Source organism: Pelagicoccus mobilis, from assembly GCF_016595505.1.
GTDB lineage: Bacteria > Verrucomicrobiota > Verrucomicrobiia > Opitutales > Opitutaceae > Pelagicoccus > Pelagicoccus mobilis.
This window is the reverse complement of record NZ_JAENIL010000026.1, coordinates 38555-64920: the sequence shown is the minus strand read 5'-3', so window position 1 is coordinate 64920 and position 26366 is coordinate 38555. Positions and strand designations below refer to the sequence as shown.

At 55.1% G+C, this 26366-nt stretch carries 19 protein-coding genes; 14 read left to right on the top strand and 5 right to left on the bottom strand.

Annotation, left to right across the window (positions count from 1 at the left end; translation table 11 throughout):
- Positions 1-77 precede the first annotated feature (77 nt).
- Positions 78-2426: a cation:proton antiporter gene (locus tag JIN87_RS14690; protein WP_200356337.1), complete on the top strand. Its 2349-nt coding sequence runs from the start codon at positions 78-80 to the stop codon at positions 2424-2426.
- Positions 2427-2441: 15 nt separating this feature from the next.
- On the opposite strand, the gene JIN87_RS14685 is transcribed toward JIN87_RS14690, so the two are convergent.
- Positions 2442-3599 (bottom strand): hypothetical protein, encoded by a 1158-nt coding sequence (locus JIN87_RS14685; RefSeq protein ID WP_200356336.1) that lies wholly within the window; start codon positions 3597-3599, stop codon positions 2442-2444.
- Positions 3600-3729: 130 nt separating this feature from the next.
- Between JIN87_RS14685 and JIN87_RS14680 the strand changes: the two genes are divergently transcribed.
- Positions 3730-4506: a ThuA domain-containing protein gene (locus tag JIN87_RS14680; protein ID WP_200356335.1), complete on the top strand. Its 777-nt coding sequence runs from the start codon at positions 3730-3732 to the stop codon at positions 4504-4506.
- Positions 4507-4522: 16 nt separating this feature from the next.
- Here JIN87_RS14680 and JIN87_RS14675 read toward each other — a convergent pair whose 3' ends face one another.
- Complete coding sequence (locus JIN87_RS14675) at positions 4523-5869, bottom strand: TolC family protein (protein WP_200356334.1); 1347 nt, start codon at positions 5867-5869, stop codon at positions 4523-4525.
- A gap of 443 nt (positions 5870-6312) precedes the next feature.
- Between JIN87_RS14675 and JIN87_RS14670 the strand changes: the two genes are divergently transcribed.
- Complete coding sequence (locus tag JIN87_RS14670) at positions 6313-8100, top strand: SpoIIE family protein phosphatase (RefSeq protein ID WP_200356333.1); 1788 nt, start codon at positions 6313-6315, stop codon at positions 8098-8100.
- Here JIN87_RS14670 and JIN87_RS14665 read toward each other — a convergent pair.
- Positions 8097-8534 carry a GatB/YqeY domain-containing protein gene (locus JIN87_RS14665; protein WP_200356332.1) on the bottom strand — a complete coding sequence of 146 codons (438 nt, stop codon included), beginning with the start codon at positions 8532-8534 and terminating at the stop codon, positions 8097-8099. The two genes, JIN87_RS14670 and JIN87_RS14665, sit on opposite strands and share 4 nt — an antisense overlap.
- Positions 8535-8681: 147 nt before the next feature.
- On the opposite strand from JIN87_RS14665, the gene JIN87_RS14660 reads away from it, so the two are divergent.
- The 11 genes from JIN87_RS14660 (at position 8682) to atzF (ending at position 22079) form a co-directional block, all read left to right on the top strand.
- Positions 8682-9128, top strand: coding sequence for a thioredoxin family protein (locus JIN87_RS14660; RefSeq protein ID WP_200356331.1), 447 nt, complete (start codon positions 8682-8684; stop codon positions 9126-9128).
- Between the two features lie 199 nt (positions 9129-9327).
- The gene (locus JIN87_RS14655; protein WP_200356330.1) at positions 9328-9837 is read left to right on the top strand and encodes a GbsR/MarR family transcriptional regulator; all 510 of its coding nucleotides are present in this window, start codon (positions 9328-9330) and stop codon (positions 9835-9837) included.
- Between the two features lie 222 nt (positions 9838-10059).
- A complete protein-coding gene (locus JIN87_RS14650) occupies positions 10060-11022 on the top strand; it encodes a TIGR01777 family oxidoreductase (protein WP_200356329.1) in 963 nt (320 codons plus the stop codon).
- Positions 11023-11219: 197 nt separating this feature from the next.
- Complete coding sequence (locus JIN87_RS14645) at positions 11220-12200, top strand: ABC transporter substrate-binding protein (protein ID WP_200356328.1); 981 nt, start codon at positions 11220-11222, stop codon at positions 12198-12200.
- Positions 12201-12288: 88 nt separating this feature from the next.
- The gene (locus JIN87_RS14640; RefSeq protein WP_200356327.1) at positions 12289-13695 is read left to right on the top strand and encodes an ABC transporter permease; all 1407 of its coding nucleotides are present in this window, start codon (positions 12289-12291) and stop codon (positions 13693-13695) included.
- Complete coding sequence (locus JIN87_RS14635; protein ID WP_200356326.1) at positions 13692-14591, top strand: ABC transporter ATP-binding protein; 900 nt, start codon at positions 13692-13694, stop codon at positions 14589-14591. The genes JIN87_RS14640 and JIN87_RS14635 overlap by 4 nt, the downstream gene beginning before the upstream one ends.
- Before the next feature lie 86 nt (positions 14592-14677).
- The gene (gene nikR, locus JIN87_RS14630) at positions 14678-15118 is read left to right on the top strand and encodes a nickel-responsive transcriptional regulator NikR (protein ID WP_200356325.1); all 441 of its coding nucleotides are present in this window, start codon (positions 14678-14680) and stop codon (positions 15116-15118) included.
- 7 nt (positions 15119-15125) lie between these two features.
- Positions 15126-15842 (top strand): urea amidolyase associated protein UAAP1, encoded by a 717-nt coding sequence (locus JIN87_RS14625; RefSeq protein WP_200356324.1) that lies wholly within the window; start codon positions 15126-15128, stop codon positions 15840-15842.
- Between the two features lie 11 nt (positions 15843-15853).
- Positions 15854-16489: an urea amidolyase associated protein UAAP2 gene (locus JIN87_RS14620; RefSeq protein ID WP_200356323.1), complete on the top strand. Its 636-nt coding sequence runs from the start codon at positions 15854-15856 to the stop codon at positions 16487-16489.
- 120 nt (positions 16490-16609) lie between these two features.
- On the top strand, positions 16610-20197 hold the full coding sequence (uca, locus tag JIN87_RS14615) for an urea carboxylase (protein ID WP_200356322.1): 3588 nt from the start codon (positions 16610-16612) through the stop codon (positions 20195-20197).
- An 88-nt stretch (positions 20198-20285) separates the two neighbouring features.
- Complete coding sequence (gene atzF, locus JIN87_RS14610) at positions 20286-22079, top strand: allophanate hydrolase (RefSeq protein ID WP_200356321.1); 1794 nt, start codon at positions 20286-20288, stop codon at positions 22077-22079.
- Here the strand turns inward: atzF and JIN87_RS14605 are convergent.
- Entirely contained in the window at positions 22076-22786 is a 711-nt protein-coding gene (locus tag JIN87_RS14605; protein ID WP_200356320.1) for a hypothetical protein, read from the bottom strand. The two genes, atzF and JIN87_RS14605, sit on opposite strands and share 4 nt — an antisense overlap.
- A 114-nt stretch (positions 22787-22900) precedes the next feature.
- Complete coding sequence (locus JIN87_RS14600) at positions 22901-26275, bottom strand: TonB-dependent receptor plug domain-containing protein (RefSeq protein ID WP_200356319.1); 3375 nt, start codon at positions 26273-26275, stop codon at positions 22901-22903.
- Positions 26276-26366: the final 91 nt, after the last annotated feature.

The following is a 26366-nucleotide window of genomic DNA, read 5'->3' as shown; positions in this document are numbered from 1 at the left end:
CCTTTCAAAGAGAATTGATTACGCCGCAAGCACGAGTACCTTAGTCGACGGTTCCACTTTGCCAAGACCGCCGAAACATGCTCGCCTCTCTTCTCCCACTCGCTGCATCCGCACATAGCTCCACCATACTCTCCGATCTCGCTTGGATTATGCTAGGAGCCGCTCTTGCCTCCCTCATTTGCGCGAAAATAAAGCTGCCCCCACTTCTTGGATACCTGTTCGCAGGTTTCTTCCTCGGCCCCAACCTCGATCTTTGGCCCGCCCTCGTCACCCTCTCCAATGTACAGGACCTAAGCGAACTGGGGGTAGTCTTCCTGATGTTTTACATCGGGCTCGAGTTTAATATCGAACGAGTCAAGCAGGTCTTCGCCCCCGCCTTCAGCGCCCTCGTGCTGCAAACCCTCCTAATGCTCTTCATCGGGCGACAGGCAGCGGCCTGGCTGAATCTCTCAACCATGGACGGATGGTTCCTCGGAGGACTGCTTTCAATCAGCTCGTCCATGGTATCCGTCAAATTGATGCGCGAAAACGGAAGCTTCAACCGACGGCACGGCCAGCAAGCAGTCGGTATCCTCGTGTTCGAGGACATCCTAGCCATCCTACTGCTCGTGCTGCTCAACGGTATGGCCGCTGAAGGCAGCTTCGACTACACCGCCCTCGGACGCACTGCCTTCTTCATCGGCCTCTTCATCGTGATGGTGTTTCTCATCGGCAAACTCGGAGCAAAACGCCTCGTCAAACTGCTCGACCGCTACGGCACCTCCGAAATGGTCACCATGGCAACCCTCGGCCTCATCTTTGGCGTCAGCCTCATCGCCGAACAATTCCAATTCTCCTGGGCCCTCGGCGGCTTCTTGGCCGGAGCCATCCTCTCCAGCTCCCGAATCGCCCATAAGATCGAAAACCTCACCGAACCGCTCCGCGACCTCTTCTGCGCTCTCTTCTTCGTAGCGGTCGGCATGCTCATCCAGCCTGCCTCCCTCTGGCAAAACGCCCCCGCCATCCTCATCCTCTCAGTCGTGGTGATTATCGGCAAATTCGTAGCCTGCTGGCTCGGTCTATTTCTCGGTGGACAACACGCGGATGTCGCAGGACGGGCCGCCCTCATAAAGTCGCAAATCGGAGAGTTCAGCTTCGTCATCACCGCTATCGGAGCGAAGTACGGAGCCACCAGTCCAGAGCTGCAGTCCATCGCCTCCGGGGTCGCCTTCGTCACCATCCTGCTCACTCCCGTCCTAATCGGCAGCACAGGGCCAATCCTCAAAACGATCGAGAAACACTCGCCCAAAGCCGCCAAGGAGTTCACCCAACTCTACGCCCAGTGGCAGGACAATCTCGAACTCTCCTTCAACCGTAGCTTCCTCAAGCTCGCGCGCGGCCCCATCCTTCGCGTCGGCCTCTACTTTCTCATCATCAACGCCATCATAATCGGAGCCGCCATTATCTCCACAAACGTCTCCAAACCAGACTTCATCCCCGTCCAGCCTGAGCACTTTCGGCAAGGGCTCTTCCTCTGCTCCCTCCTCTTAAGCCTGCCCTTCTTCGTCGACACGATGCGCAACCTCAACGTGCTCGTACTGCTGCTCTCCGACGTCGCCCTGAGCAAACGCCTCTTCCATCAATTTTCAAAAGGAGCCTTCCGCAGCGTATTCAATGGGCTAATACTGCTGCTCCTCCTCTTCGTCTACGGCAGCGTTTTCCTTATCGTAGCCGCTCCCTTCTTCCCCACCGGCACCGTCTTCATCGCGTTTGTCACGGCGGCATTGATTCTCGGGTTCGTTTTCTGGAAACGCCTCGTGCATATGCACAACAACTGGGAGCTCGCTTTCGTCGAATCGATGGAAAACGAGTCCCGCAGCCAAATCGAGAAACGTATCGAGAAGAACCTTACCAACTTGCAGCAGAAGGACCCTTGGCTCGTGCAGGTAGAGGCGGTCGACATCCCGTCCAACTCCCGCTGGGCCGGCAAGGAAATCAAGGAGATCGACCTGCGGCGCCAGACCGGCACCACCATCGCCGGCATCGAGCGAGGAGGATTCGACCTGACCGACATCCAACCCTACTCGCGAATCTTTCCACACGATAAGCTATTTCTTCTCGGAGAGCCGTCCCAAATCACCGCCGCTCGCAACTATCTCAATCAGGCGAAAGTCGATCCAGACGCCGCCCAATCCCCCTTCCGCTTCTCCAAGGAAGCCATCCCCCCCATGAGCGCCTGGGAAGGCCTATCCATCAAAGACACTCAGCTTCGATCCGAGCACGGCGTCACCATCGTCGGCATCCAACGCCATGGACAACGCGTCGTCAGCCCCAGCCCCGACGAAATACTGCACGAAGGCGACCTCCTCCTTCTCATGGGGTGCGAAGATCGCCTGCACAACGTAAGCAAACTACTCGTAAACGACGAGCAGCCCACCCAAAGCTAAGCGGCTCGTGTGGAACTAAGCTTCGTTCGGCAAAGCCACGATTTGCAACACCAACCCTTTGAGCAGCTCCATCTCGATCGGGTTCAACGCAGTGATCGTCATCTTCTCCCGAGCGACGTACACCGAGCCCACCCGCACGACTTCACCTTGGCTAGGCGGAGCGCCTTCCAACTCTTCCTCTCCCTCCAACGCCGCGATCGGCGGAGCCGTCTCGGGCAAAACATAGACATCGAATATCGTCTCAGACTCACCTTCGAACAAAACGACCTCTCCCTCGTAACGGTTGAAAAACGGATGACGATCCAAGGCCGCCACAGCATTGTGCTTTTCCGCATCAAGGAAAAAGCTGACCCGGCAAGGGTCTTCTTGCACCGGATCGCCCTCACCTGGCGCCGGCGGCGTTCCTAGACCATCCCGCTCATCCTGGATCTGGGCGCAAATGTTCCAAACCTCCGGAACCGCCTCTTGCAAAGCAGCAGGGATCCTCGTCGGCCCCTCACCTAGATACTCTTCGATTTCCTCCTGGATTTGCCCAAGCACATCCGGCGTCCCTACAAACACTCCGGGAATCACGTACAGACAATTCTCATGAACCAAAAAGCGGCCAAACATCAAAGCTCCCGCTTCCAAAGGCTCTTGATCCCCAAAATCCACATACAGATACTCGCCACCGCCGTAGAGGTCTTTCACCGTGTAGTACGGCAAGCCAGGATTCGGCTGCACGATCTGCACCAGCTTTGCTTCGCTCTGTGCCAATTTTTCAAATACGAGACGAGCATCGCTCTTCAAGCCACTCTCCTCCTTATCCAGAAGCGCCCGTCTAACCTCAGGAAACGCCACTCCATCCAAGGCTTTCCGCAGCACAAGCCGCTGCGCCTCATACGAAATGAGAGGCAAATCCCTCTCCGGCGCAAAACGTCGATCCATCGCGTCCACATGCCGAGCCCACTCCCTCGGAGTCAGCAATTGCTCGAGCCAGCGCCCTGCCGCCGCCAAGCCCAAGCCCACGATCGCGTCAAACGCCTTCGGCGCCTCCGGATTAAACGGATTGAAGGGGCAGCTCATCGGACAGTTCGCTTCCAGAATTCGCGTCGACACACAACGCTTCACCTCAATCGATTTGCCGCTTGCCGGGCAAAACCGACGCTGGGGGCTTGAAATGGGAGAGACCATAGGAGCACAGCACTACCATCTCCAAGGGAGGAATCCAGCCCCAATCAACATCCCGACAGCCCAATAGTAAGAGCACCGTAGCACGTAATTCTCTTTTACCTGCGTCCCATTTGAGCGAAGCTCAGCCATCATGACTCCAAAAAAGTTCGCATCGTTTCTCTTGCTCGCCCTCTGCTTCGCAGCCACCAACGGCGTCGCTCAGCAATTCAAAGCTCTTTTGTACACCAAGACAAACGGCTGGCACCACGACTCCGTAAACGCCGGAGTCACCGCCATGGAAAAGCTCTCCAAACTGCACGACTTCAGCCTCACTTGGACGGAGCACACCGACCGTTTCTTCCACGACGAATCGCTTAAAAACTTCGACGTGGTGATCTTTCTTCTCACCACCGGCGACGTCCTAAACGACGAGCAACAAGCAGCCTTCGAACGCTACATCCAAAACGGAGGCGGCTACGTGGGCATTCACAGCGCCGCCGACACTGAGTACGACTGGGATTGGTACACCGAGATGGTCGGCCACATGTTCCACATCCACCCCGCCGTGCAAACCGCCGTGCTCAAGGTCGAGGATCCCAATTTTCCCGGCATGGACCGCTTCGCCCCCAAATTCATCTTCACCGACGAGTGGTACGAATTCGACGCGCCTCGCAGCGACGAGCTCATCTATCTCATGAGCGTCGACGAAAAGACCTACAATCCCGAAGCGAATTGGGGAGAAAAACGCGGCCACGGCATGGGCGACTTTCACCCGGTCAGCTGGTACCGAAATTACGACGGCGGCCGTGCCTTCTACACAGCTCTCGGCCACTTGCCATCCACTTACTCGGACACCGACTTCATGCACCACGTCTACGGCGGCATCTACTGGGCCGCCACCGGAAACAGCTTCACCGCAGGAGAGTAGGCCCAGAGACAGCTCCTTATTTCGAGAAAGCTGTGTCCGTTAAGCCAATCGCGCGGCGCAGCTGAGCCACTGCCACATTGTAGCTGAAAAACGCCTCCTCCTGATTGAGCCGCGACTCAGTCAGCGAGACCCGAGCCTGCAAAACGTCGAGCTGGCTCGCATCTCCCGCCTCGTAACGCACATCCGCTAGGTTAAGCGCTTCCTCCGCCTGCTCAACCACCTGAATGCTCGCGTCCGCCAATTCAGCCGCCGCCTGCATGTCCGAGTAGGCTCGACGCACTTCGACTTCTACTGCCAACTTGCTTTGCTGAAGTTCGATTTCAGCCTGCTCCAGCTGGGACTTCGCCTGCACAACTTGCCCGCGCGTCCGGCGCCCATCGAAGATCGGCACATTAACCTCTAGGCCCGCGACCCAGCCATCCAGAGCATTGTCAAAACTCGATGACTCGTTCGCCTTGTTAAATTGATACGCGCCAATCAAAGCCACCTCGGGACGATATCCAGAGCGAGCAATCACCACTCCCTCCTCTTGAGCCGAGACGAGTTTCTCCAAACGTTTCAACTCTGGTCGCTCCTCGTGAGCTTTCAAGAGAGAGGAAGCGAGATCGTATTGCGACTGCGAATACGCCAGCTCACCTAGCAGTTCCGGCACCTTACGCTGATCCGCCCTGACACCGGCCACATACCCGAGCAACTGCCGCAGCTCTTCGATGCTGAGACGAAAATCGTTCCGAGCCTGAATCAGGTCCGGTCGCGCGTTCGCTAGCGAAACCTCCGCCCGCAACACCTCGAAGCGAGATCCCGTCCCGACCTCGTAGTGATTCTTCTCGTTTTCCAGCAGCTCCTCCAGGAGCACCATGTTCTCCTCCTGCACTCCGATTCGAGCCCGAGCCAATAGCGCCGTGTAGTACGCCACACGAGTGTCGAGAAGCACATTGTTGATCACCGCTTCTAGCTCCAGAAGGGCCGACTCCTCGATCAAGTCCTGCAGACGCAAAGCCGCTCGCACGCCTCCCCCCGAGTAAAGCGTCTGACGCGCCCTAAGCGCCAGCGACCACTGCGTACTCACCGGCGGACCAAATCCATCCGGATCGCTCAAGCCCTCATCCAATTCGAAATATTCGCCGCCCACCGATACGTCCGGCAGAGCCTGAGCGCGCACCTCGATGACCAAACCATTCTGCTCCTCGATACGCTTCTTCGCCTTCAGGATATCGAAGTTATACTCGAGAGCGAATCCCAGAGCCGTCGGCAAATCCAGTCGATCCGGAATTTCGTAGGAATTTGTCTGGGCGGAAATCCAAGTTGTCGCGACAAGCGAGCTTAGTCCCAGAAAACGTCGAAAGTGATTCAGTGTACGCATGATAGAAGAGAGCAGCGAATTCGAAAGTCAGACTGTTCGGGCTTTTATTTGCTTCAAACCCATAATTGACTCAGGGAACCCACTGACTACGCCCATATACGAACAGAGCCTCGCTCTGGTTACGCAAAACTAATCCGCCATTCAAAGAATCCCCGAATCCTCCATTTTTTTACAGCCCCCAAAAAAAGTTCAAAGGATCCTTGAAACCACACAAGGGTCTGAAACGTATCGAAATGCTCAAGACGCTTGTCTAGCCGTTGCAGCAAGCCACCAATCCGTCGAACCATTCAATAAACCGAACTCCGCTACCTATCGCCCCCGTATTCACCGCTGGATACAATGAGCCCAATCCCCCAAATCTCCATCTTTACCTCACAATTCGCTCTAGCGATTTCGAACTTACCTACTTGGCAAGCCATCAGGACTAGCTAACTTATCTCAAAATGTCCTTGGATCCGTCCACATACCAATCCTTGAAAAGTATCGCCAGCACCTTGCCGGGGTACGACTCAACCGCTCCCGAGGACAAAAAGCTCAGCTTTTCGCCAAACGCCCTCAAAGCCGCCCTCGACGCAGCCTACGAACAGGGAAAGAAACAACGCGAAAACCTCAGCGAGGAAAACAACCCCGAGCTCCTATTCTGGCAGCTCATGGACAACCTCCCCGACCACGTCTACTTCAAGGACCTGCGCAGCCGCTTCATCTGCGTCAACCGAGCCCAAGCCAAGTTTCTCGGCCTGGACGACCCCAACGACGCCATCGGCATGTCGGATTTCGACTATTTCCCCGAAGATTTCGCCGCGACCCAGTTCCAGGATGAGCAAGAAATCATCGAAACCGGAGTCGGCTACAGCCTCCACGAGGAGAAACACGTCCGGGGCGAAAACAACCGCCAGCGCTTCATCATCTCCAGCAAACTGCCGCTACGTGACAGCGACGGCCGCATCCGAGGCACCTTCGGCATCTCCCGGGACATCACCACTCGCTACCTCGCCGAGCGTGAAGTCGAGCGCCAACGCAACCTGCTCGACCTCATCATCCAGATCCTCCCGTGCCGCATCTTCGTGCGTGACCCAGACGACCGATTCGTCCTCGCCAATCAGACCTACAAGGACGCCCTCGGCATAAAACGCTCCCGCGAGATCATCGGGCACCGACTCTCCGAATTCAGCGACGAAGAGCGCGTCAACCGCATCCGCGAAGAGGACAAACGCGTCCGTGAAGGCCATTCCATTCTCAACCAAATCGACAACGATCTCACCGTTTTCAAAGAAAGCACCTGGATCGTGACCTCCAAGGTCCCGCTCAAAGGCCGCGACGGCAGTATCGAGGGGATCGTAGGCATGACCTACGACATCACCGAGCAAAAGAAGGCGGAAGAAGAAGCCCGCCACCTCTCGAAGCAGCTCGGAATGAAGAACGCCCAGTTCGAAGCCGAACTCCTCGTCGCTCGCCAACTACAGGAAACGCTCATGTCCATGGGCTTCGACCAGGAGCGGAGCTTCCTTCGCCACGGGCCAAGCTGGAACGTTGAAGCCAGCTACTTCTACAAACCGAGCCATCACCTCGCCGGCGACTTCTTCGATCTCATCCCCATTTCCGACACCAAGCTAGGCATCCTCGTCTGCGACGTCATGGGACACGGCGTTAAAGCCGCCCTCGTCACCATGCTGCTCCGCGGGCTCATTTCCGAGTTTTCAGCCATCCTCGACCAGCCTGCCAAAGTCCTAGCCCAGCTCAACAAACGCCTCTGCGCCCTCGCGGAAGACCAGGAATTCCCACGCTTCACCACCGCGGTCTACCTCATTCTCGACATCGAGAACGGCACCGCCCGAGTCGCCAACGCAGGCCACCCCGGCCCGCTCTGGAAAACCCGAGACGAGACCGGACGCGAAATGTTCGAGCCTTGCCCCTCCGCAGAAATCGGGCCCGCCCTCGGCCTGATCCCGGAACAGGAATTCGTTCGCCACGAGTTTGAGATCACGGAAACCACCGAGTTCCTCCTCTACACAGACGGCATCATCGAGCAAAAGGACGCCATGGGCCACGAGTTCGGCATTCAAAAACTCGAGGAAATTCTCCTCAACAACCAAGGCGACGGCCTGGCCAGCCAGATAAAAACCATAAAGTCCGCCCTCCGACTCACGGCCGGTACCGACGAATTCGACGACGATATCTGCATCGTCGCCGTAAAAATGACTCCTAACGCCCCGCGGGAAAACCTAGACTAGCCTAGGACTTTCTTAACCTCCGCGGAGGCCAGCTTCATATCGAGGGCAGGACCGTTGTCCGACTTTAGCTTCGCCATCACCGCTCCCATGTCACGCATGGACGAGGCACCGGTAGCTTCGACCGCGTCAGCAACCAGCTGCGGGTATTGATCCGCTTCCAGCTTGGCGGGAAGCAAAGCCTTCAGTAAATCCGCGCACGCAGCGATCTCATCCGCCTTGTCATCGCGGCCAACCTTCGCAAACGCCGCCGCCGACTCGGCAAACTTGCCCGCCTCTTTCTCCACCACCGCGAGAACCTTCGCTTCCGCGAAATCTTCGTTGGCTCTCACTTCGCCCTCCTGAATGGCCGCCAAAGCAGCGCCGTAGGCTTCAGTCGCAGTCGCGTCGCGAGCGATTCGGGCCTTTTGATGAAGTTCCTTGAGCTTGTTTTTCATTTCGCCGCCATTGTCGGATCGACTTGCCGCTTGGCAATTGCAAATTCAGGGGGTGAAACTCCTAGGAGAATTTCCTAGTTTCTTGCTTTGCCTACCCGAATCTCCAATTAGAAGTCCGATTCAGTTAAGCGAAATCCCGAATCCACCATGTCCGAATCCAAACGAACGCCCTGGCTCAAGTACGCCCTTTTCGCCGCCGCAATCGCAGCGGCCTACTTTATCAACGTCGAAGTGCAGACCCGACTCGGAGAAAACGTCCTCGAGAAAATGCCTTTGGAACGCCACTCCCTAGACCAAGCCTTCGCCAAAGCGAAAGCCGAAAAAAAGCTCGTTTTAGCCGATCTCTCCGCCATCTGGTGCCCGTCCTGCCGTAGTCTCGACAAACACGTCCTCTCAAACGCTACGGTTCAAAAAGCAATCGAGCAGAAATACGTCTTCGCCCGCATCGAATACGAATCGCCAGAAGGGGAGGCCTTTATGGAACGCTACAACACACGCGCCTTCCCAACCTTGCTCATCCTCTCTCCCGAAGGCGAAAAGGTACGAGAACTGCCCTTCACGACAGAGCCCAGCGAATTCCTGCCACTTCTCTAGCTTCACTTGCTTAGATCAAAACCACTCCCCTGCTTTCCGGCTAAACTTGACATATTATATTTTCAGTATTTTCTGAAAACCTAATCCAAAATATTCGAACCCCAAGAGGTAGCAGCCGCTGTCCCAGCGGCCAAACGCATTGCGCGAGCCACGCTGCAAGCTACCGGCTATTTGAAATCAGAAAGAACAAACTTTTCTCATGAACGAACTCGCTGAAATCAAAGAAGACTTCGTCACCCAATGGGGAGCGCTTGGCAGCCAATGGGGCGTCAATCGCACGATGGCCATGATCCACGCTCTCCTCCTCGTATCCCCCAAAGCGCTGACCACCGACGACATCATGCTAGAACTCTCCGTCAGTCGTGGGAACGCAAATACAAACCTCCGCGAGCTCGTAAGCTGGGGCTTGATACGGCAAATCGTGATCAAGGGCGAACGCAAGGACCACTACGAAGCGGAAAAAGATACCTGGAAAATCTTCTGCATCGTCGCGCGCGAACGTAAACGCCGTGAAACCGAACCAGCCAGCAAGGTCCTCTCCCACTGCATCGATCGCTCGAAAAAGATAAAATCCGCAGAGGGCAAAGAACTGCATCAACAGCTAACCGCTCTAAATGACTTCGTTGACCTAGCCAATACCATCATGGAGAAAGTAGCCTCAAAAGAACAAAGCGCCCTACTCCCCAAAGTTCTCAAGCTGCTCGCCTAGCAGCTTTTTTCATATGATTAGTCAGGCGAGGTAGGGCTGTCTGGCCCAGACAGCCGCAATGCAGGATCGAGTCTCCACGGCGGCCTGCGGCGAGGCCGCCCTACCTTTCACATCCAATGAGATAGTGCCTATTCATAAGAAAACTCGGCTAGCAGCTTTTTTTCAAACTCTAATTTTCAATTTTTCCTGAAAGTTCTATCTAACACGACAAGGTAAACGAAGATGAAAAAAATAGTGATCGCCGGAGGTACCGGATTTCTGGGTCAAGCCCTTGCTACCCATTTTGAGAGCAAAGGCTGGAAAGTCATAGTGCTGACCCGCTCAGAAAACCAAACGCTAGAGGCAGGACAAACAGTCTTCTGGGACGGCAAAGAAACAGGCCCATGGGTCGAGGAACTGGAAGGCGCTAGCGCTCTCGTCAACCTCAGCGGCAAGTCCGTAAACTGCCGCTATCACGCGCGTAACCGACGTGAAATCAGAGACAGCCGGATCCAGCCAACACGCACGCTTGCAAATGCGATCTCCAATGTCGCCAAACCTCCTGCCGTTTGGCTTAACGCTGCGAGCGCCACCATCTACCGACATAGCCTGGAAACACCCATGACCGAAGCAACGGGCGAACTAGGCCATGGGTTCTCGGTAGACGTTTGCCAGGCTTGGGAAAACGCATTCTTCCAAGAACACCTGCCGCAAACACGAAAGATCGCCCTCCGAACGAGCATGGTGCTCGGACATGCGAAAAACAGTGTCTACCCAATTCTCGCTCGTCTAGCGCGTTGCGGGATGGGAGGAAAACTAAGCCACGGCACACAAATGGTAAGCTGGATTCACCAAACCGACTTCAACCGTGCAGTCGAATACGTTATCGAAGACCACGACATCGAAGGCACCGTCAATCTCACCGCTCCCGCTCCAGTCACGAACTCCGTATTCATGAGCACCCTACGTGAGTCCCTTGGCGTTCCCTTTGGTCTACCTCATTACAAACCGATGCTCGAAGTCGCCGCTTGGCTACTGAGAACGGAAACCGAACTCACCCTCAAAAGTCGCTATGTCGTTCCAGAAAAGCTCCTGCAGCACCGCTTTCTATTCCGGTACCCATTCCTCGACGAAGCGCTCCGTGCGTTGAGCGGCAACCGTTCAGATGCCGAATCCTCGATTCGCAACCACTACAGCTTGCCGTAAAACGTGCCGCGCTCAATTCGAGGCGCCACCATAGCTAAATCGCTCGATTTCGAGCGAAATCACCCTTTTTCGAGACGAATTGTCGAGCCTAGGGACGATGGCGCGGTCGCTGCTTTTGCAAACGGGATTACGTAATACGTTTTTTCTCTTTCGTATTACCGACAAGAACCCAATCCGCAAAGCACAGCCGATACCTTATGAAGTTCGCTCGATTCGCCTCCCGCGCCCTTTCCGGGCTCGCCCTCCTCGCCACCTTGCCGTTCACGCAAGCTGAACCTCTCAAAATCGGCTACTCCGACTGGCCAGGCTGGATCGCTTGGGAAATCGGCATCAAAAAGGGCTGGTTCGAAGATGCTGGCGTTGAAGTGGACTTCCAATGGATGGACTACGTCGCTTCCATGGACGCCTATGTCGCTGGCCAACTCGACGCGGTTTGCATGACCAACGGTGACGCCCTCGCCATCGGCGGAACGGGCAAACCATCCGTCGGTATCGTCATCAACGACTACTCCAACGGAAACGACATGCTCGTCGCCGCTCCAGGCATCGATTCCGTATCCGAGCTCAAAGGCAAGAAGATCGGCGTCGAAGAAGGCTTCGTAGCTCACCTTCTCGCCCTTAAGGCTCTCGAATCCGCAGGACTAGGCGCCGATGACGTGGAATGGGTGAACGTCCCAACCAACGAAACTCCACAAGTTCTCGCAACAGGTGCTGTCGACGCAATCGCAGCCTGGCAGCCAAACTCCGGCCAAGCCCTCAAGACAGTTTCTGGATCCTCTCCTGTATTCACTTCAGCTGACGCCCCTGGCATCATCTACGACCTGCTCTACGTTTCTAGCGAAAGCCTCGAAGGCCGCCGCGACGACTGGCAAAAGGTAGCAAACGTCTGGTACCAGATCGTTGAATACATCAACAACGAGAACAACATCGACGAAGCTCTAGAAATCCTCTCCGCTCGCGTCGCTCTATCACCCGAGGAATACGAGCCATTCTTCAAAGGCACCAAAATCCTCCCCCTCCGTCTCGCGAAGAAAGTTTGGGAAGACAACGACTCTCTCAAAAGCGTATACGGTTCCAGCCGCATCGTGAACGACTTTAACGTAGACCAAGGCGTCTACGATGAAGCTCTCAACGTCGAGTCCTACCTCGACCCAAGCTTCACCAAGGCCGTTAAGTAACGGCTCCGCTTCCCCTAAACGCGAATTCGGTCACTCCTCTTAAAACAGTCGGGAACCGCCCACAGTCGGCGGTTCCCACGCTTAAGCCATGCCAAGCGCCAAACCTAAAGGCCCCAGCCCCTTCTCCCATTGGTTCGCCATCGGCAAACCGCTTTCGCCCCGGAGCCGCACCGTACTCACGATTTTCTCATTCATCATCCCGCTCGCTCTATGGAGCGCCGTGAGCTACCTGCCCTTCCTTTGGCACCCGGACATAAAGCTGACCATCTCCGCTGAACGGGAAGGCATTACCACAATCTACACTAGGGGCGACCATCTCAGCCGAGAGTTCTTCCCCCAATTCGAAGCCGGAGTTCAAGCCGAAAACCAAGCGGTCTTCGAAGCCCGGGAATCAGGAGAGGAACTCACTCCTGGACGTCGCAAAAATCTCAAGACACTCCGCCACATCTCAGCCTGGGGACTCGGCAACGGCTATCTAACTCCAAACGAGGCCAAGGATGACAAGCTCATCTACCAGCTATGGGCCCGAGCAGCCGGCGGCGACTTCGGAACGAGCCCTAAGCTCAGTCCTGAAAACATAAAGGTCGTCAAAGACAACTGGATACGCATCCAACATATCGGCGACAAGTTCAGCTCTCGAGCTCTGCCCAACGAAGCTCTGCTAAAGCTCGTCCCTCAAGGCAAACGAAGCAACCCAGTCTATCTGCCCGCTCCCCACGAAGTGGTAATCGCTGGCTACTACGACCTTTTTACCGAACAACGCGACCCGGACGATCCCTCCATGTGGCAAAGAGCCCTTCATTCCATGAAGATCGTCTTTGGCGGATTTCTTCTAGCCGCCCTCGTAGGCGTGCCACTCGCAGTTCTATGCGGCACCTACGACTTCTTCTCCCGCATTTTCGAACCGTTCATCGACTTCTTCCGCTACTTGCCTGCTCCCGCGTTCAGCACCTTGCTGGTCGCGATTTTCCTAGCTCACGACGCTCCCAAAATCGCCCTCGTTTTCGTGGGAACCTTCTTTCAGCTCGTACTAGTGGTCGCCAACACAACACGCGAAATCGACCGCTCCCTGATCGAAGCCTCCCAAACCCTCGGAGCCGACCAGCGAAACATACTCTTCCGCGTAGTGGTTCCGGGAATACTGCCGCAACTCTACAACGATCTACGTATCCTTCTCGGCTGGGCCTGGACATGGCTCGTCATCGCCGAACTCATCGGCGTCAAGTCAGGCCTCACCGAGTTTATCGAGACGCAAGGACGTTGGAGAAATTTCGACCGCGTTTTCCCCGTCATCTTCCTCATCGGCTTCATCGGATTCTTCACCGACCAAATCCTATCCTGGCTCCGTGTTTTTCTCTTCAAATGGACGGGCGAAACGCCAAACGCCTTCTCTCGCCTCGTAGCAAGCAGCGTATCCGCCGGACCACGCTGGTTCCAACGCGAAGTCCTCGACCAACGCCTTGATCCCCTCGCCGAACGGAGAAACAGAAAATGAGCCAAGACAGCACTCTCCCAGACTATAAACGGCAATCCCCCGAGGTAGCTCGACGATTTGCCGAACTGAAGGAACGCCCCGTCAAACTCGACGTACGCTCCCTCGGCAAGACCTTCGATTCAGCCAAAGGCCCAGTCACCGCCTTAAACGACATCTCCTTCCAATGCCACCGCCGCGAAATGATGGGCGTCATCGGCGCTTCCGGCTGCGGGAAATCGACCCTGATCCGCATCCTTGCAGGTCTCGAAACACCAAGCCAAGGCGAAGTTCTCCTCGAAGGAAACGCCGTCACTGGCCCAGGCCCAGACCGCGGCATGGTCTTCCAAAGCTACACCCTATTCCCATGGCTGACCGTGAAAAAGAACGTCATGTTCGGCCTGGAAATGACGGGTAACAGCATGACCGCAGCCGAACGCGAAGCCCGCCAGTGGATCGAGCTTGTCGGACTCTCCAAGTTCGAAAACTCCTACCCGCACGAACTCTCCGGCGGCATGAAACAACGGGTCGCCATCGCCCGGGCTCTCGCCAACCGCCCGAAGATCCTCCTCATGGACGAACCCTTCGGCGCCCTTGACGCCCAGACCAGAGCCTCCATGCAAGCCTACCTTCTCGAGATCTGGCGGCACATCGACCTCACCGTCCTCTTCATTACTCACGACCTCGACGAAGCCGTCTACCTCGCCGATCGCATCCTCGTCCTGAAACCGAATCCCGGTGAAGTCCTCGAGATGATCGAAGTCCCAGTCGCTCGCCCGCGCTCAGCCGACCAGTTTCACGATCCGGAATTCCTCGCCACCAAGGACCGACTTGAAGAACTCATCCACCCGAAAGTCCAAACGGAAAAAATAGAACTGCCAATCGTGCGCATGACCGAGGTCGGCGACGACGTTGAGTAATACTTTTTATCTCTTTCGTAATACTTTTAATTTGACCCAAACGAATCAAAAACTAATCAGCTATGCGTTCAAACTTACTCAGATCGATGCCAAAAAAGGAAACGACAGAGCGTATTAGCATGACCCTTCCCAAGTCCACCTTGCAGCAGTTGGACAAAATGGTGGAAACCCGCGGATACGCCAATCGCTCGCAAGGAATCACCGAAATCATCAACCGCGAGCTCGTCCAACATAGCCAACAGATGGACGACACCGTGATGGCTGGGACTATCACGCTCTTCTACGCACAAACCCGCAACAACCTCGCCGGACGTCTCGCTCAAATCCAGCGCGACTACGTAGCCGAAGTGATCAGCTCACTCCACGTCCAACTCGAGAACAACCACACCATGGAAGTCATTCTGGTGCAAGGACCAGCCGTCAAGCTCCGCCAGATAGCCGACGAACTAATCACCTGCAAAGGCGTGAAAAACGGGAGCCTCAACCTCACCACCACTATTCTTCCCCCGCTCCACCAAAAGAAGTAATTTCACCATGTCACTCATTCACAAAGAAACCCTAACCGGAGCCGGCATGTGGTCCAAAGTGATCAAACGAGGCCGTACCCTCCGCCTCACCGACCTCGAAGGCGGCGCTAATGTAGGCATGCTGCTCTACAACGCTTACGAGAAGCACGAGCGCTACAACATGCCCGACACTCTCAAGGGCCAGTACATCTTCCACCTCAAAGCGCCCTACTGCCTCCACTCAGATATGGGTCGCCTCTTCGCTTCCATCACTGAGGACACAGTAGGTTGGCACGACACAGTATCCGGAGCTACCGACGCGAAAGCCGTATCAGAAAAATACGGACAAGGAGACTACCAAGAACTTCGCAACGAATTCTACCGCAACTCGCAAGAGTGCTTCCTAATCGAGCTCGCCAAATGGGGACTCGGCAAACGCGATCTCGTTCCAAACATCAACTGGTTCTCCAAGGTTGTAGCAGACGAAGAAGGCAAGCTCAGCTTTGTCGAAGGACACTCGAAAGCTGGCGATTCCGTCGAGTTGCGGTTCGAGCTCGATACGCTCGTCGTTCTAAACACCTGCCAACACCCCTTCGATCCAAATACCGAATACGCACCCAAGCCGGTCGAAATTTCGATCTCAGAAGCAGAGCCCGTAGCCGACGACGACGCCTCGCTCCAAGTTCGCTCCGAGAACCAACGTGCCTACCACAACACGACCATTTACAACAATCTCCGCTTCTAAGCCAATCCGCCATGCTCACAGAATCGACACTCGATCCCGCAAACGCAGTCTACCGAAAAGTCATCAAAGCCGGCGACCATTGGAGCCACGTCATCAAAAAAGGGCAAACCTTCCGCATCCTCGATCTCGAAGGTAACCAAGCAGCGGATACTCTGTTCTACAACGCCCACGATCCAGTCGACCGCTACTCGGCGAGCGACACGATCCGCTGCCAACAAGCGCTCTACCTTACCTCGGGCAGCAAGCTTATGTCGAGCGGCGGAAACGAGCTTCTGGAGATCACAGCTGACACCTGCGGTCGCCACGATACGCTGGGCGGCGCTTGCTCCCGCGAGTCCAACACCATGCGTTACGCCATCGAAAAAGAGAATATGCACGCCTGCAGAGACTCCTTCATCTGCGGCCTACATGACCACTCTGACGATCTCGGAAAACGAGACATCACTTGTAACATCAATTTCTTCATGAACGTGCCCGTCACGCCAGAAGGTGGTTTGACTTTCGCGGACGGAATCAGCGCTCCCGGCCGCTATGTCGAAATGGTGGCCAAGATGGACGTCATCGCCCTCATCTCGAATTGCCCGCAGCTCAACAATCCCTGCAACGCCTACAATCCAACCCCTGTCGAGGCCATCATCTGGGATTAAAACCAATCTGCTTCTACTTCTTCATCTTCTTTTCACACATGCCCTTCGCCCACGAAAAAAAACAAAGACCTTCGTGAAACTTAGCGTCCTTCGTGGGCCCAAAACCTCTCAAACGCCAACGTGTTCAAAAAAGTTCTCATAGCAAATCGCGGCGAAATCGCCTGCCGCGTCATTCGCACCCTCCGCAAAATGGGCATCCAGTCCGTCGCCATTTACTCTGACGCCGACCGTTTCGCGCAGCATGTGGATCTGGCGGACGAATCCATTCGCATCGGTCCCGCCCCCGTTAAGCAGAGCTACCTGAACATCGAAGCCATCCTCGACGCCGCCCAATTGACGGGAGCAGAGGCGATTCACCCTGGATACGGACTCCTTTCCGAAAACGCGGACTTCGCAGCCAAAGTTGAAACTGCCGGTCTAGCCTTTATTGGTCCAACTGCGGACCATATGATCAAATTCGGTCTCAAGCACACCGCTCGCGAACTCGCCATAGCGAACAACGCCCCTCTGCTCCCTGGTAGCGATCTCGTGGATACCGAAGATGAAGCCTGCTCAGAAGCAGAGCGTATCGGCTATCCAGTCATGCTCAAGTCGACCGCTGGCGGCGGGGGCATCGGCATGCGCCTTTGCTGGAGCGAGTCCGAACTCCGCGAAGCCTACGAATCAGTAAAACGCCTCGGTGAAAACAACTTCGCCAACAGCGGGATTTTCCTCGAAAAATTCGTTCAACGCGCCCGACATATCGAAGCTCAAATCTTCGGAGATGGCGAAGGCAAAGTCATTGCGCTCGGCGAACGTGACTGCTCTGTACAACGCCGCAACCAGAAGGTCATCGAAGAAACGCCCGCGCCTGCGATCACCGAAGAGCTGCGTAAGAACCTTTTGGATACCGCGGTTCGACTGGCAAGCGCCGTCAACTACCGCTCCGCTGGCACCGTTGAATTCGTTTACGATGTAGACGCCGCAGAGTTCTATTTCCTAGAAGTAAACACACGCCTCCAAGTTGAACACTGCGTTACCGAGGAAGTCACCGGAGTCGACCTCGTTGAGTGGATGGTCAAGCAGGCCGCCCACGAAATGCCGGATCTGGACACTTTGGAGATCAATCCTCAAGGAGCCGCCATTCAGGCCCGCGTCTACGCAGAAGATCCAAACAAAGACTTTCAGCCTTCTTCTGGCCTCCTCACCCAGGTCTCCTTCCCTCAGACGGCTCGTGTAGACTCTTGGATCGAAACCTCCACGGAAGTCTCCGCCTTTTACGACCCGCTCCTAGCGAAAGTCATCACAAAAGGCTCCAACCGCGAGGAAGCGATCGCCAACCTCGCAAGCGAGCTCTCCCAATCCAGCGTCGAAGGCATCGAAACCAACCTCGAATACCTCGAGAATATCCTAGCTGCGGATACGTTCACAAAGGCCGAGCATACTACCAAGTTTTGCGATAGCCTCGACTATCACCCGAGCACCATAGACGTCCTCGAAGCTGGCACTCAAACCACTGTTCAAGACTACCCGGGCCGCGTCGGCTACTGGGATATCGGCGTACCTCCTTCGGGCCCCTTCGACGCCTACGCATTCCGCTTAGGAAACAAGATTCTTGGCAACGACGAAGCCGCAGCCGGCTTAGAAATCACCGTCACAGGTCCAACGCTCGTCTTCAACCACGCCACAACGATAGCCCTCACCGGAGCCAAAACGAACGCGACCCTCAACGGAGAGGAAGTCCCCTTCTGGCAAGCGGTCTCGGTCAAGGCCGGCGACGAACTTGTCTCGGGAAAGGTAATCGAAAACGGATGCCGAGCCTACCTAGCGATTCAAGGCGGGCTCGACGTGCCAGACTATCTTGGCAGCAAATCCACTTTCACTCTCGGGCAATTTGGAGGCCACTGCGGAAGAACGCTAACCGTCGGCGACGTTCTTCACTTCCACAGCACTCCTGACCAAGAGCTCGGCAATATCCAACCGTCCGTGATCCCTGAATACAGCCACCACTGGAACATCCGCGTTCTTTACGGCCCGCACGGAGCCCCAGACTTTTTCACCGACGAAGACATTCAAACCTTTTTCGGCACAGACTGGGAAGTTCACTACAACTCGGCACGAACCGGAGTACGCCTGATTGGTCCCAAACCCAAGTGGGCCCGTACCGATGGCGGCGAAGCAGGTCTCCACCCTTCAAACCTCCACGACAACGCCTACGCGATCGGTACGGTAGACTTCACCGGAGACATGCCGGTTATCCTTGGTCCAGACGGGCCTAGCCTTGGAGGCTTTGTCTGCCCGGCCACCATCATCAAGGCCGACCTCTGGATGATGGGGCAACTCAAGCCTGGCGACACGATTCGCTTCGAAAAGGTAGACCAGACAAGCGCGACACACTTCGAGATCGAACAAGAAACGGTCTTCACCAACCAACCCGCCTCCGAGCCTCAGCCATCAAGCTTCGGCTTAGAGGACGCGATTCTGGAGTTCCATGACGAACAGCCAGAATTCGATCGTCCATCAGTTTGCTACCGTCGTTCGGGAGACAAGTATCTACTCGTCGAATACGGCGAAATGAAACTCGACCTCAAACTGCGTTTTCGAGCCCACGCCCTAATGGAAGCCGTCAAGAGCGCAGACATTCCAGGCATTCTCGAACTCACTCCGGGCATACGCTCTCTTCAAATTCACTACGAAAGCTTGCAGCTTCCCCTCGACGAACTAGTCGACCAACTCAAACGAATTGAAGAAGACCTTCCTCCGATTACAGAGATGAAGGTACCAACTCGCACTGTTTACCTTCCGCTGTCCTGGGACGATGAAGCCACGAAGCTGGCAATCCAGAAGTACGAATCAGTACGCAAGAACGCCCCTTGGTGCCCTTCAAACATCGAGTTCATCCGACGCATCAACGGTCTCGACTCAATACAAGACGTTAAGGACATACTCTTCAACGCGAGCTACCTTGTCATGGGACTGGGCGACGTGTACCTAGGTGCTCCAGTAGCAACTCCAGTCGACCCACGTCACCGCCTCGTCACTACAAAGTACAACCCAGCCCGAACTTGGACCCCCGAGAATGCAGTTGGAATTGGAGGAGCCTACCTCTGTGTCTACGGAATGGAAGGCCCAGGCGGCTACCAGTTCGTGGGCCGAACGGTCCAGATGTGGAACCGCTACAAGCAGACCAAGGATTTCAAGGAAGGTAAGCCATGGCTCCTCCGCTTCTTCGACCAAATCCGCTTCTACGAAGTCTCCGCTGAGGAGCTCCTTGAAATGCGCGAAAACTTCGTGCACGGACGTTTCGAGCTCCGCGTGGAAGAGAGCGAATTCGATTTGGCCGAGTTCAACAAGTTCCTTTCCGACAACGAGGAGAGCATCAAAGAGTTCAAGACGAAGCAACAAGCTGCCTTCGATGCAGAGCGCCAACACTGGATTGAAACCGGTCAAGCGACCTTCGAAGCGGACGAGGCAGCAATCGGTGCCGTCGAAGAAAGCGAGGTTCCTGATGGCTGCCGAGCCATCCAAAGCCACGTCCCTGGAAGCGTATGGAAAATTTGCGTACAGGAGGGTGACTCAGTAAAGAAAGGGGATGTCCTTCTCATAGTCGAATCCATGAAAATGGAGATAAACATCACCGCGTCTTGCGACGGAACCGTGGAATCGCTCCTAACCTCCGAAGGCAACCCTACCAACAAGGGTCAAAACTTAGCGCTAATCAGAGAATAATTGCCCACTAAGACCACGAAGTACCGCTAAGGACACCATAGAAACAACTTCGTGAAACTTAGTGCCCTTCGTGGGCAAATATCCCAACATGACTCTCTCCTTCGACATCACCACACTCCGCCAAGGCTACTTGGCCGGCTCCTTCAAACCTTCGGACATCATTACCGAGGTCCTTTCTCGCATCGAATCTGGCGACTCAAAGATTTGGATATCCGTCGACACAAAGGAACGCCTCCTAGCGCAAGCCGCAGAGCTTGAAACAAAAGATCCAGCGACACTCCCCCTCTACGGCATTCCCTTTGGAGTGAAAGACAACATCGATGTTGCCGAGCTTCCAACCACCGCAGCCTGCCCAGACTACCGATACTTCGCAGAAAAGGACGCAACAGTCGTCGCTCAACTTCGAGCTGCGGGAGCGATCCCCATCGGTAAGACAAATCTAGACCAATTCGCCACTGGCCTCGTCGGCGTCCGCTCACCATACGGAGTCCCCGGAAACGCCTTTGATCCCGAGTACCTCCCAGGCGGCTCTAGCTCTGGTTCAGCCGTATCCGTGGCTCTCGGACAAGTTTCCTTCGCTCTCGGAACCGATACCGCAGGATCTGGACGCGTCCCAGCCTGCTTCAACAATCTCGTCGGTCTAAAACCTTCCCGCGGGTTGCTCAGTGCTAGCGGAGTCGTTCCAGCCTGCAAGTCGCTAGACTGCGTTTCCATCTTCGCTCTCAACGCTAGCGACGCCCAAACCGCGCTCCGCTCAGCAGCTGCGTTCGACCCCAGCGATGCCTATTCACGCCAGGCTCCTGTACAACTCGAAAGCCCTCGCCGAGCCTATCGAGAAGGGATGACATTCGGCGTACCCTCTCCTGAACAACTAAACTTCTTCGGAGACCAAGCCTACCTCAACCTCTATCTCGAAGCGGTCGGGCAACTGGAGTCCCTCGGCTTCAAAAAGCAGGTCGTCGACTTCTCGCCTTTCCTAAGCGCCGCTCGCTTACTCTATGAAGGACCATGGGTTGCTGAACGCTACTGGGCGATCCAAGAGCTGATCAAAGAAGCCCCAGACGCGCTTCACCCCATCACCAAAGCCATCATCGAAAAAGGAATCGATGGGACCGCGGTCGACGCATTCGATGCGTCTTACAAATTACAGGCCTTCCGTCAGGCCACACTTCCACTCTGGGACGAAATCGATTTTCTAGCAACGCCCACCGCTGGGACGCACTACAAGATCGAGGAAGTCGAGGCAGATCCGATCCAACTGAATTCAAACCTTGGATACTATACGAATTTCATGAACTTGCTCGACCTCGCTTCGGTCGCAGTTCCAACTGGTTTCACTCCTAAAAAGCTCCCGTTTGGCATCACTGTCATAGCCCCCGCCTTTCACGACGAAAAGCTACTCCAGGTAGCCAACAAACTCCACGTGGCCAGTGACCTCGCCCTCGGCACGAGCGATCAAAAAGTATTTCCTGAGCTCGCCCCTTTCCCGACCGAGACCCTCTCCATCGCCGTTTGCGGCGCCCATATGTCCGGCCTACCGCTTAACAGCCAACTCACTGAATTGGGAGCGACTTTCAACAGAGCCGAGAAGACAAGCCCCAACTATCGCCTGTTCGCCCTCCCGGGCACAACCCCTCCTAAACCGGGCATGGTACGCGACAGTTCGGCGGGGGCCTCCATCGACCTAGAAATCTGGGAGCTGCCCAAAACCCAATGGGCCGCGTTCATCGAGCAAATCCCCTCTCCGCTCGGGATCGCAAATATCGAGCTAGCGGACGGGACATTCGTCAAAGGCTTTTCGTGCGAAGCTTGGGCTACTTCAAACGCAACAGAGGTCACCAATCACGGTAATTGGAGAAAGTATATCGCAACTCTGGGCTAGCTAATTAGCAGCAGTCTCGGAGTTTGACCTACTTCAGTAGTAGGAGCTCTATGGATACAAGGGGCGACGGGACTATCCGGACACTGGGTTGCGATTCGCCACATGTTTCCAAAGCCAAACGAGTAAGGCTTCGCTCCCGCAAGAGGACGATAGTGCAAATCGTAAAACCGCTCTTTTAAGTACTCGCAGAATCCTGCCCCATCCTCTCCGCCGTAGCGCTTCAAAAGCTCAGATCGGATCTCCGGCACATCTACATACCGCTCGACCTCGTCATTCGCGAAGCCCTCCGACGCTGCTACCGTGTAGCTGCAGAGCAGCGTATCTGTTGGCACCGTGGCGCTATCAGCGTGCAGGTCATAAACATCCACTGGAACAAGATCCGCTGAATCGGCCTTCGGGTAGGCAGGAATCAAATCGAGGGAAGGTTGCAACCCCTCGCATTGAAGCAGCCTTAGATCCTCTATCAATTGCCTTCGAGCTACCTGGCCTTCGGAACTGAGCAATAGAGACATCAGATCATCCTCTTCCAAGCTGGTGATTTCGTCTAAATCCCCCACCACACGAGCAAACTCGTCATAGTCTCCCTTCAATTCACGCTCCCAGCAAATCGCGTTTACCTCCCCACAAAATGGCGTTCCGATCAGCTCCTCGAAGCTGTGAACCACTTTAACGCAGCGGTTTCCTAGACTGTCCCGGCTCAAACTCACTCGAAGACAAACGAGCGACGATTCAACAGACTGTCCACCTCAAAGAGAACAAAGAGAAAAAGCGCCTCCAGCCCAGAACCGGAGACGCTTCGCTATCGATCAAATAATCAGACGCTAAAAACTGAAGGTATTCGAAATCGTCCAGGTGGTAGGAGCTCCGATGCGGAAAGTACCCGCAGAACCATTCGGCTGAACCGTCACCGGATAAAGCTCGCTGCTCTCAAACGCATTGCGAAGATTCAGCTGCACCCGCCAATCGATCCGGTCTGAAAGCGACGTTTCATAGCCGACCCAAAAATCGACATTCGTTTCGCTATCACCCTTGTACGGATTTGGCACATCGTAGGTTTGATTGCCGTCCGCATCGTCGATAACGGGGAACCCGACCGTAGGTGCGTCCTGGGTACGCAAGCTACCTCCGATATTCAAACCATCGAACCTGCCGTCAGTGAAGGTGTAATTCACTACCGCGTTGTAGCGCCATTTCACGAGTTCCGGCACGTCGCTACCAAGCAATGCAGTCCAGAAGTTGAGGCCAGCCATCGTTTCACGGCTATACTTTCCACGAGCGGATTCTCCACCGTCGCCGTCAGGACCTGGTCCCCAGAGACGGATGTCACCTTGCGGAGTATTCGCAAAGTCGTCCCAGCGAGATTGCACCCATTCAGTGTATCCAGCCGCGAGGTTCTCCTGTTTCGCTGAAGTCTCGGAGGCGTTAAAGGAGATGGTCAGGTTTTCCGTAGGATTGTAGATCAACTCGAATTCCGTTCCCTTGGAAATGGTATCCGCAGTAACTACAAGTCCGGCCGGTCCGAAGTTTGTAACGCCCGCTCCATTCGCATAGTCGCCCAGAGCCCAAGCATCCTGGAAATTCCCAGGCACCGGATCAGCGAGCCAAGCATTGATCGCGGCGCTTTGGATAGCGTAAGCCTCGTCAAGCTCGGCTTGCGTGTAAACATCGTCATCACCATCCAAACGGCGAGCCGGACGATAAACCACGTCCTCTCCACTGCTGGACGTGCCAAATACAGTGCTGAACGATCCACGGCCATTGAGAGCGTCAATAGCGGCCTTCTGCCCCCACGCTTCAACCGCACCGATCAGATAGTTCCCTCCGATCGAACCGCCAGCCGTACTGTTGCGAACAATCGTCTCATACTCCGTCACCTTCAGGATAAGGCGATCCTCGAACGCGGAAACAGTGAAGCCATAATCTTCTGTTTCACCGTTTGGAGACGCAACCGGGGTTCCGAACACGTCGATGCGGCTCGCATCCGGCTGGAAGTTTTCGGACTTGCTGTAGTGGAAGCTGAGATCGAATCCGAGTTTGTCCTTGAACGACTTCGGCATGTGCAACACGCCGCTGGTCGTCAAGGAGTCGCCCTTTTCTCGGTTTCCACCGCTGGACGGAATGACCCAATTGGGATCATTGAAGTCGATCGTTCCTGGCAATGAGCCACCAGGAGGGTTGCCAGCATTGGTCGCCGTGTCTTCGTCCTCCCTGTATCCAACCATTGGAACAAAGTTTCCGTCGAAGAGGTATCCCTGCCAAACAAGAGCGTAGGAATCAATCTCACGGTTTAGCTTAGACGCCGTCCGATAAGGACGATCCATCTCGCTCATACCACTGGCATGCACGATTTCCAAAGGCGTGTTAACCCACTGATTCGCAGAATTGTCCCAAGCTCGAACCGTAGAGCTTTGCGGTACGATCACGTTTTGGATACGTCCGATATGAGCTCCAGCCGCGGAGCTTGCTCCCGCAAGACTGTCACCTAGGTAGGAGTAGACGATCGCGTCACGAGCCGCCTGTCCGATTGCGCTTGTATTGTTTGGTCCATAGCCTTGCCCCAAGAACCAAGGCGACCAAGTCCTCGTGACATCATCAATCTCATTGGTGCTGTAGAGAGCGGTGAATACATGCTTACCAAGAATACGAGCGAGCGAATCATTCGCGCTTTCAGTGAAGTCGATCTGACCGTAGGCCGTTGCTCGCATCACTTCGCGATCGCGGTTTTGGATGTAACCTTGAGCGGATCCCCCGCCTCCAATCGTGAACGGACGTCCGACGTTCGGGTTTGGAGAACCATCCATCAAAGTCTCCATCACATCAACAGTCACCACTGCGGCATCGGATGCCAAGAAGGTTTGATACCCCCAGTCAGCAGACTGCTTGTCGTACGCAAGCTCGTATCCAAACTTGTTGTCGAAGAAGTTTTGACGGAAAGTCACATTGTACGAGTCAAACTCGTTGAACTCGCTCTTATTCGGGCCTTCTATCAGTTGATTACGGAAGTCGAAGATCGATGTATCAGTCAAAGACTTCGACTTGAACGCTCCGATCGACGAACCATAGAGTCCCGCATTTGTCGCGTAGTTATTGTAAGCTTGGATACCAACGATATCTCCAGCACTCACAGACGAATCAATGCCTGCATCGGGATTGGGCCACCGTGAAATCGAAGTTACAAATGAACCTTGCTGATCTGGGTCAAATACGTTCACTACGCCGTCCCAGACACGTTGGCCAGGTGCGCCGAGCCAATCGTTGTTTAACTGAGTCGCTGTAGGACCTTCAAAGGTTCCCTTGTTGAGTTCGCTATTAAACCAAGGAGTGATCGCATCCGTAGGAGGAGTTAGACGCGGGCGGTTAGAGTCAACCTCCCCCGTCTCGAAGTTCGCAGACAGCTCCGTGTTATAGCTATCGGACGAGAGCGACTTAGGTCTCCAGTCAAGAGCGCCAAAAACACGTTGGTCGTCACGAAAAGCAGGATCCTGCCGATACTTTCTCTCGTCATTGAGCAAAGCAACGCGAACCGCAAGCTCGTCTTCGATAAGGACTCGATTGAAGTTGCCTGTCAGCCGAAGCGAACCGTAGCTGCCGAAATCTACGCCCACCTTCCCTTCATTCTCGAAAGACGCCCCTTGTAGGCCCGCATTTACGATGCCCGCGGGGCTTCCGATACCAAAAAGAATGGAATTAGGACCTCGCTGCAAATCGATGCGCGTTACGTTGTACGAGTCCCAAGGAATGTCCGAAAGATAGAAGTTTCGAGTATTGTCAGCGGCCGAAAGACCACGTACTCGCGTATTGGATACTGGCTCGCGCCTGATTGTCGGATCGAGATTCGGACCACTGCCCTCACCCAAGAAATTACCGCCTTGTCCAGCGACTTCCGTGCTCGGAGCGTAGACCAACAGGTCTTCAGCATTGTTCGACCCAGTATCAGACAGGAACTCACCGGTCATAACTGATATCGACGAGCCGACATCCTTAAGACTCGATTTCAAGCGAGTACCCGCTAGAGTCGACGTCGCTCTGTATCCGGTATCCTCCGACGCATCTACCGTAAACGGAGACAACTCATAGACCTCGTCGTCCTCTACATCTTGAGCAAGAACGAACGGTGTGCCAATTGATGCAACACCAATTAGCGTCGCCAGTCCCGGGACTGTTTGCGACAAACGTGCAGCGATTTTTGATTCCATATATGTGTTTCAGTTGCGAAACCACCACGCGATTAATCCGCAGTCATGAACCTAATCGTAATCAGTTTCCAACTACTCCTCAACAATCGGG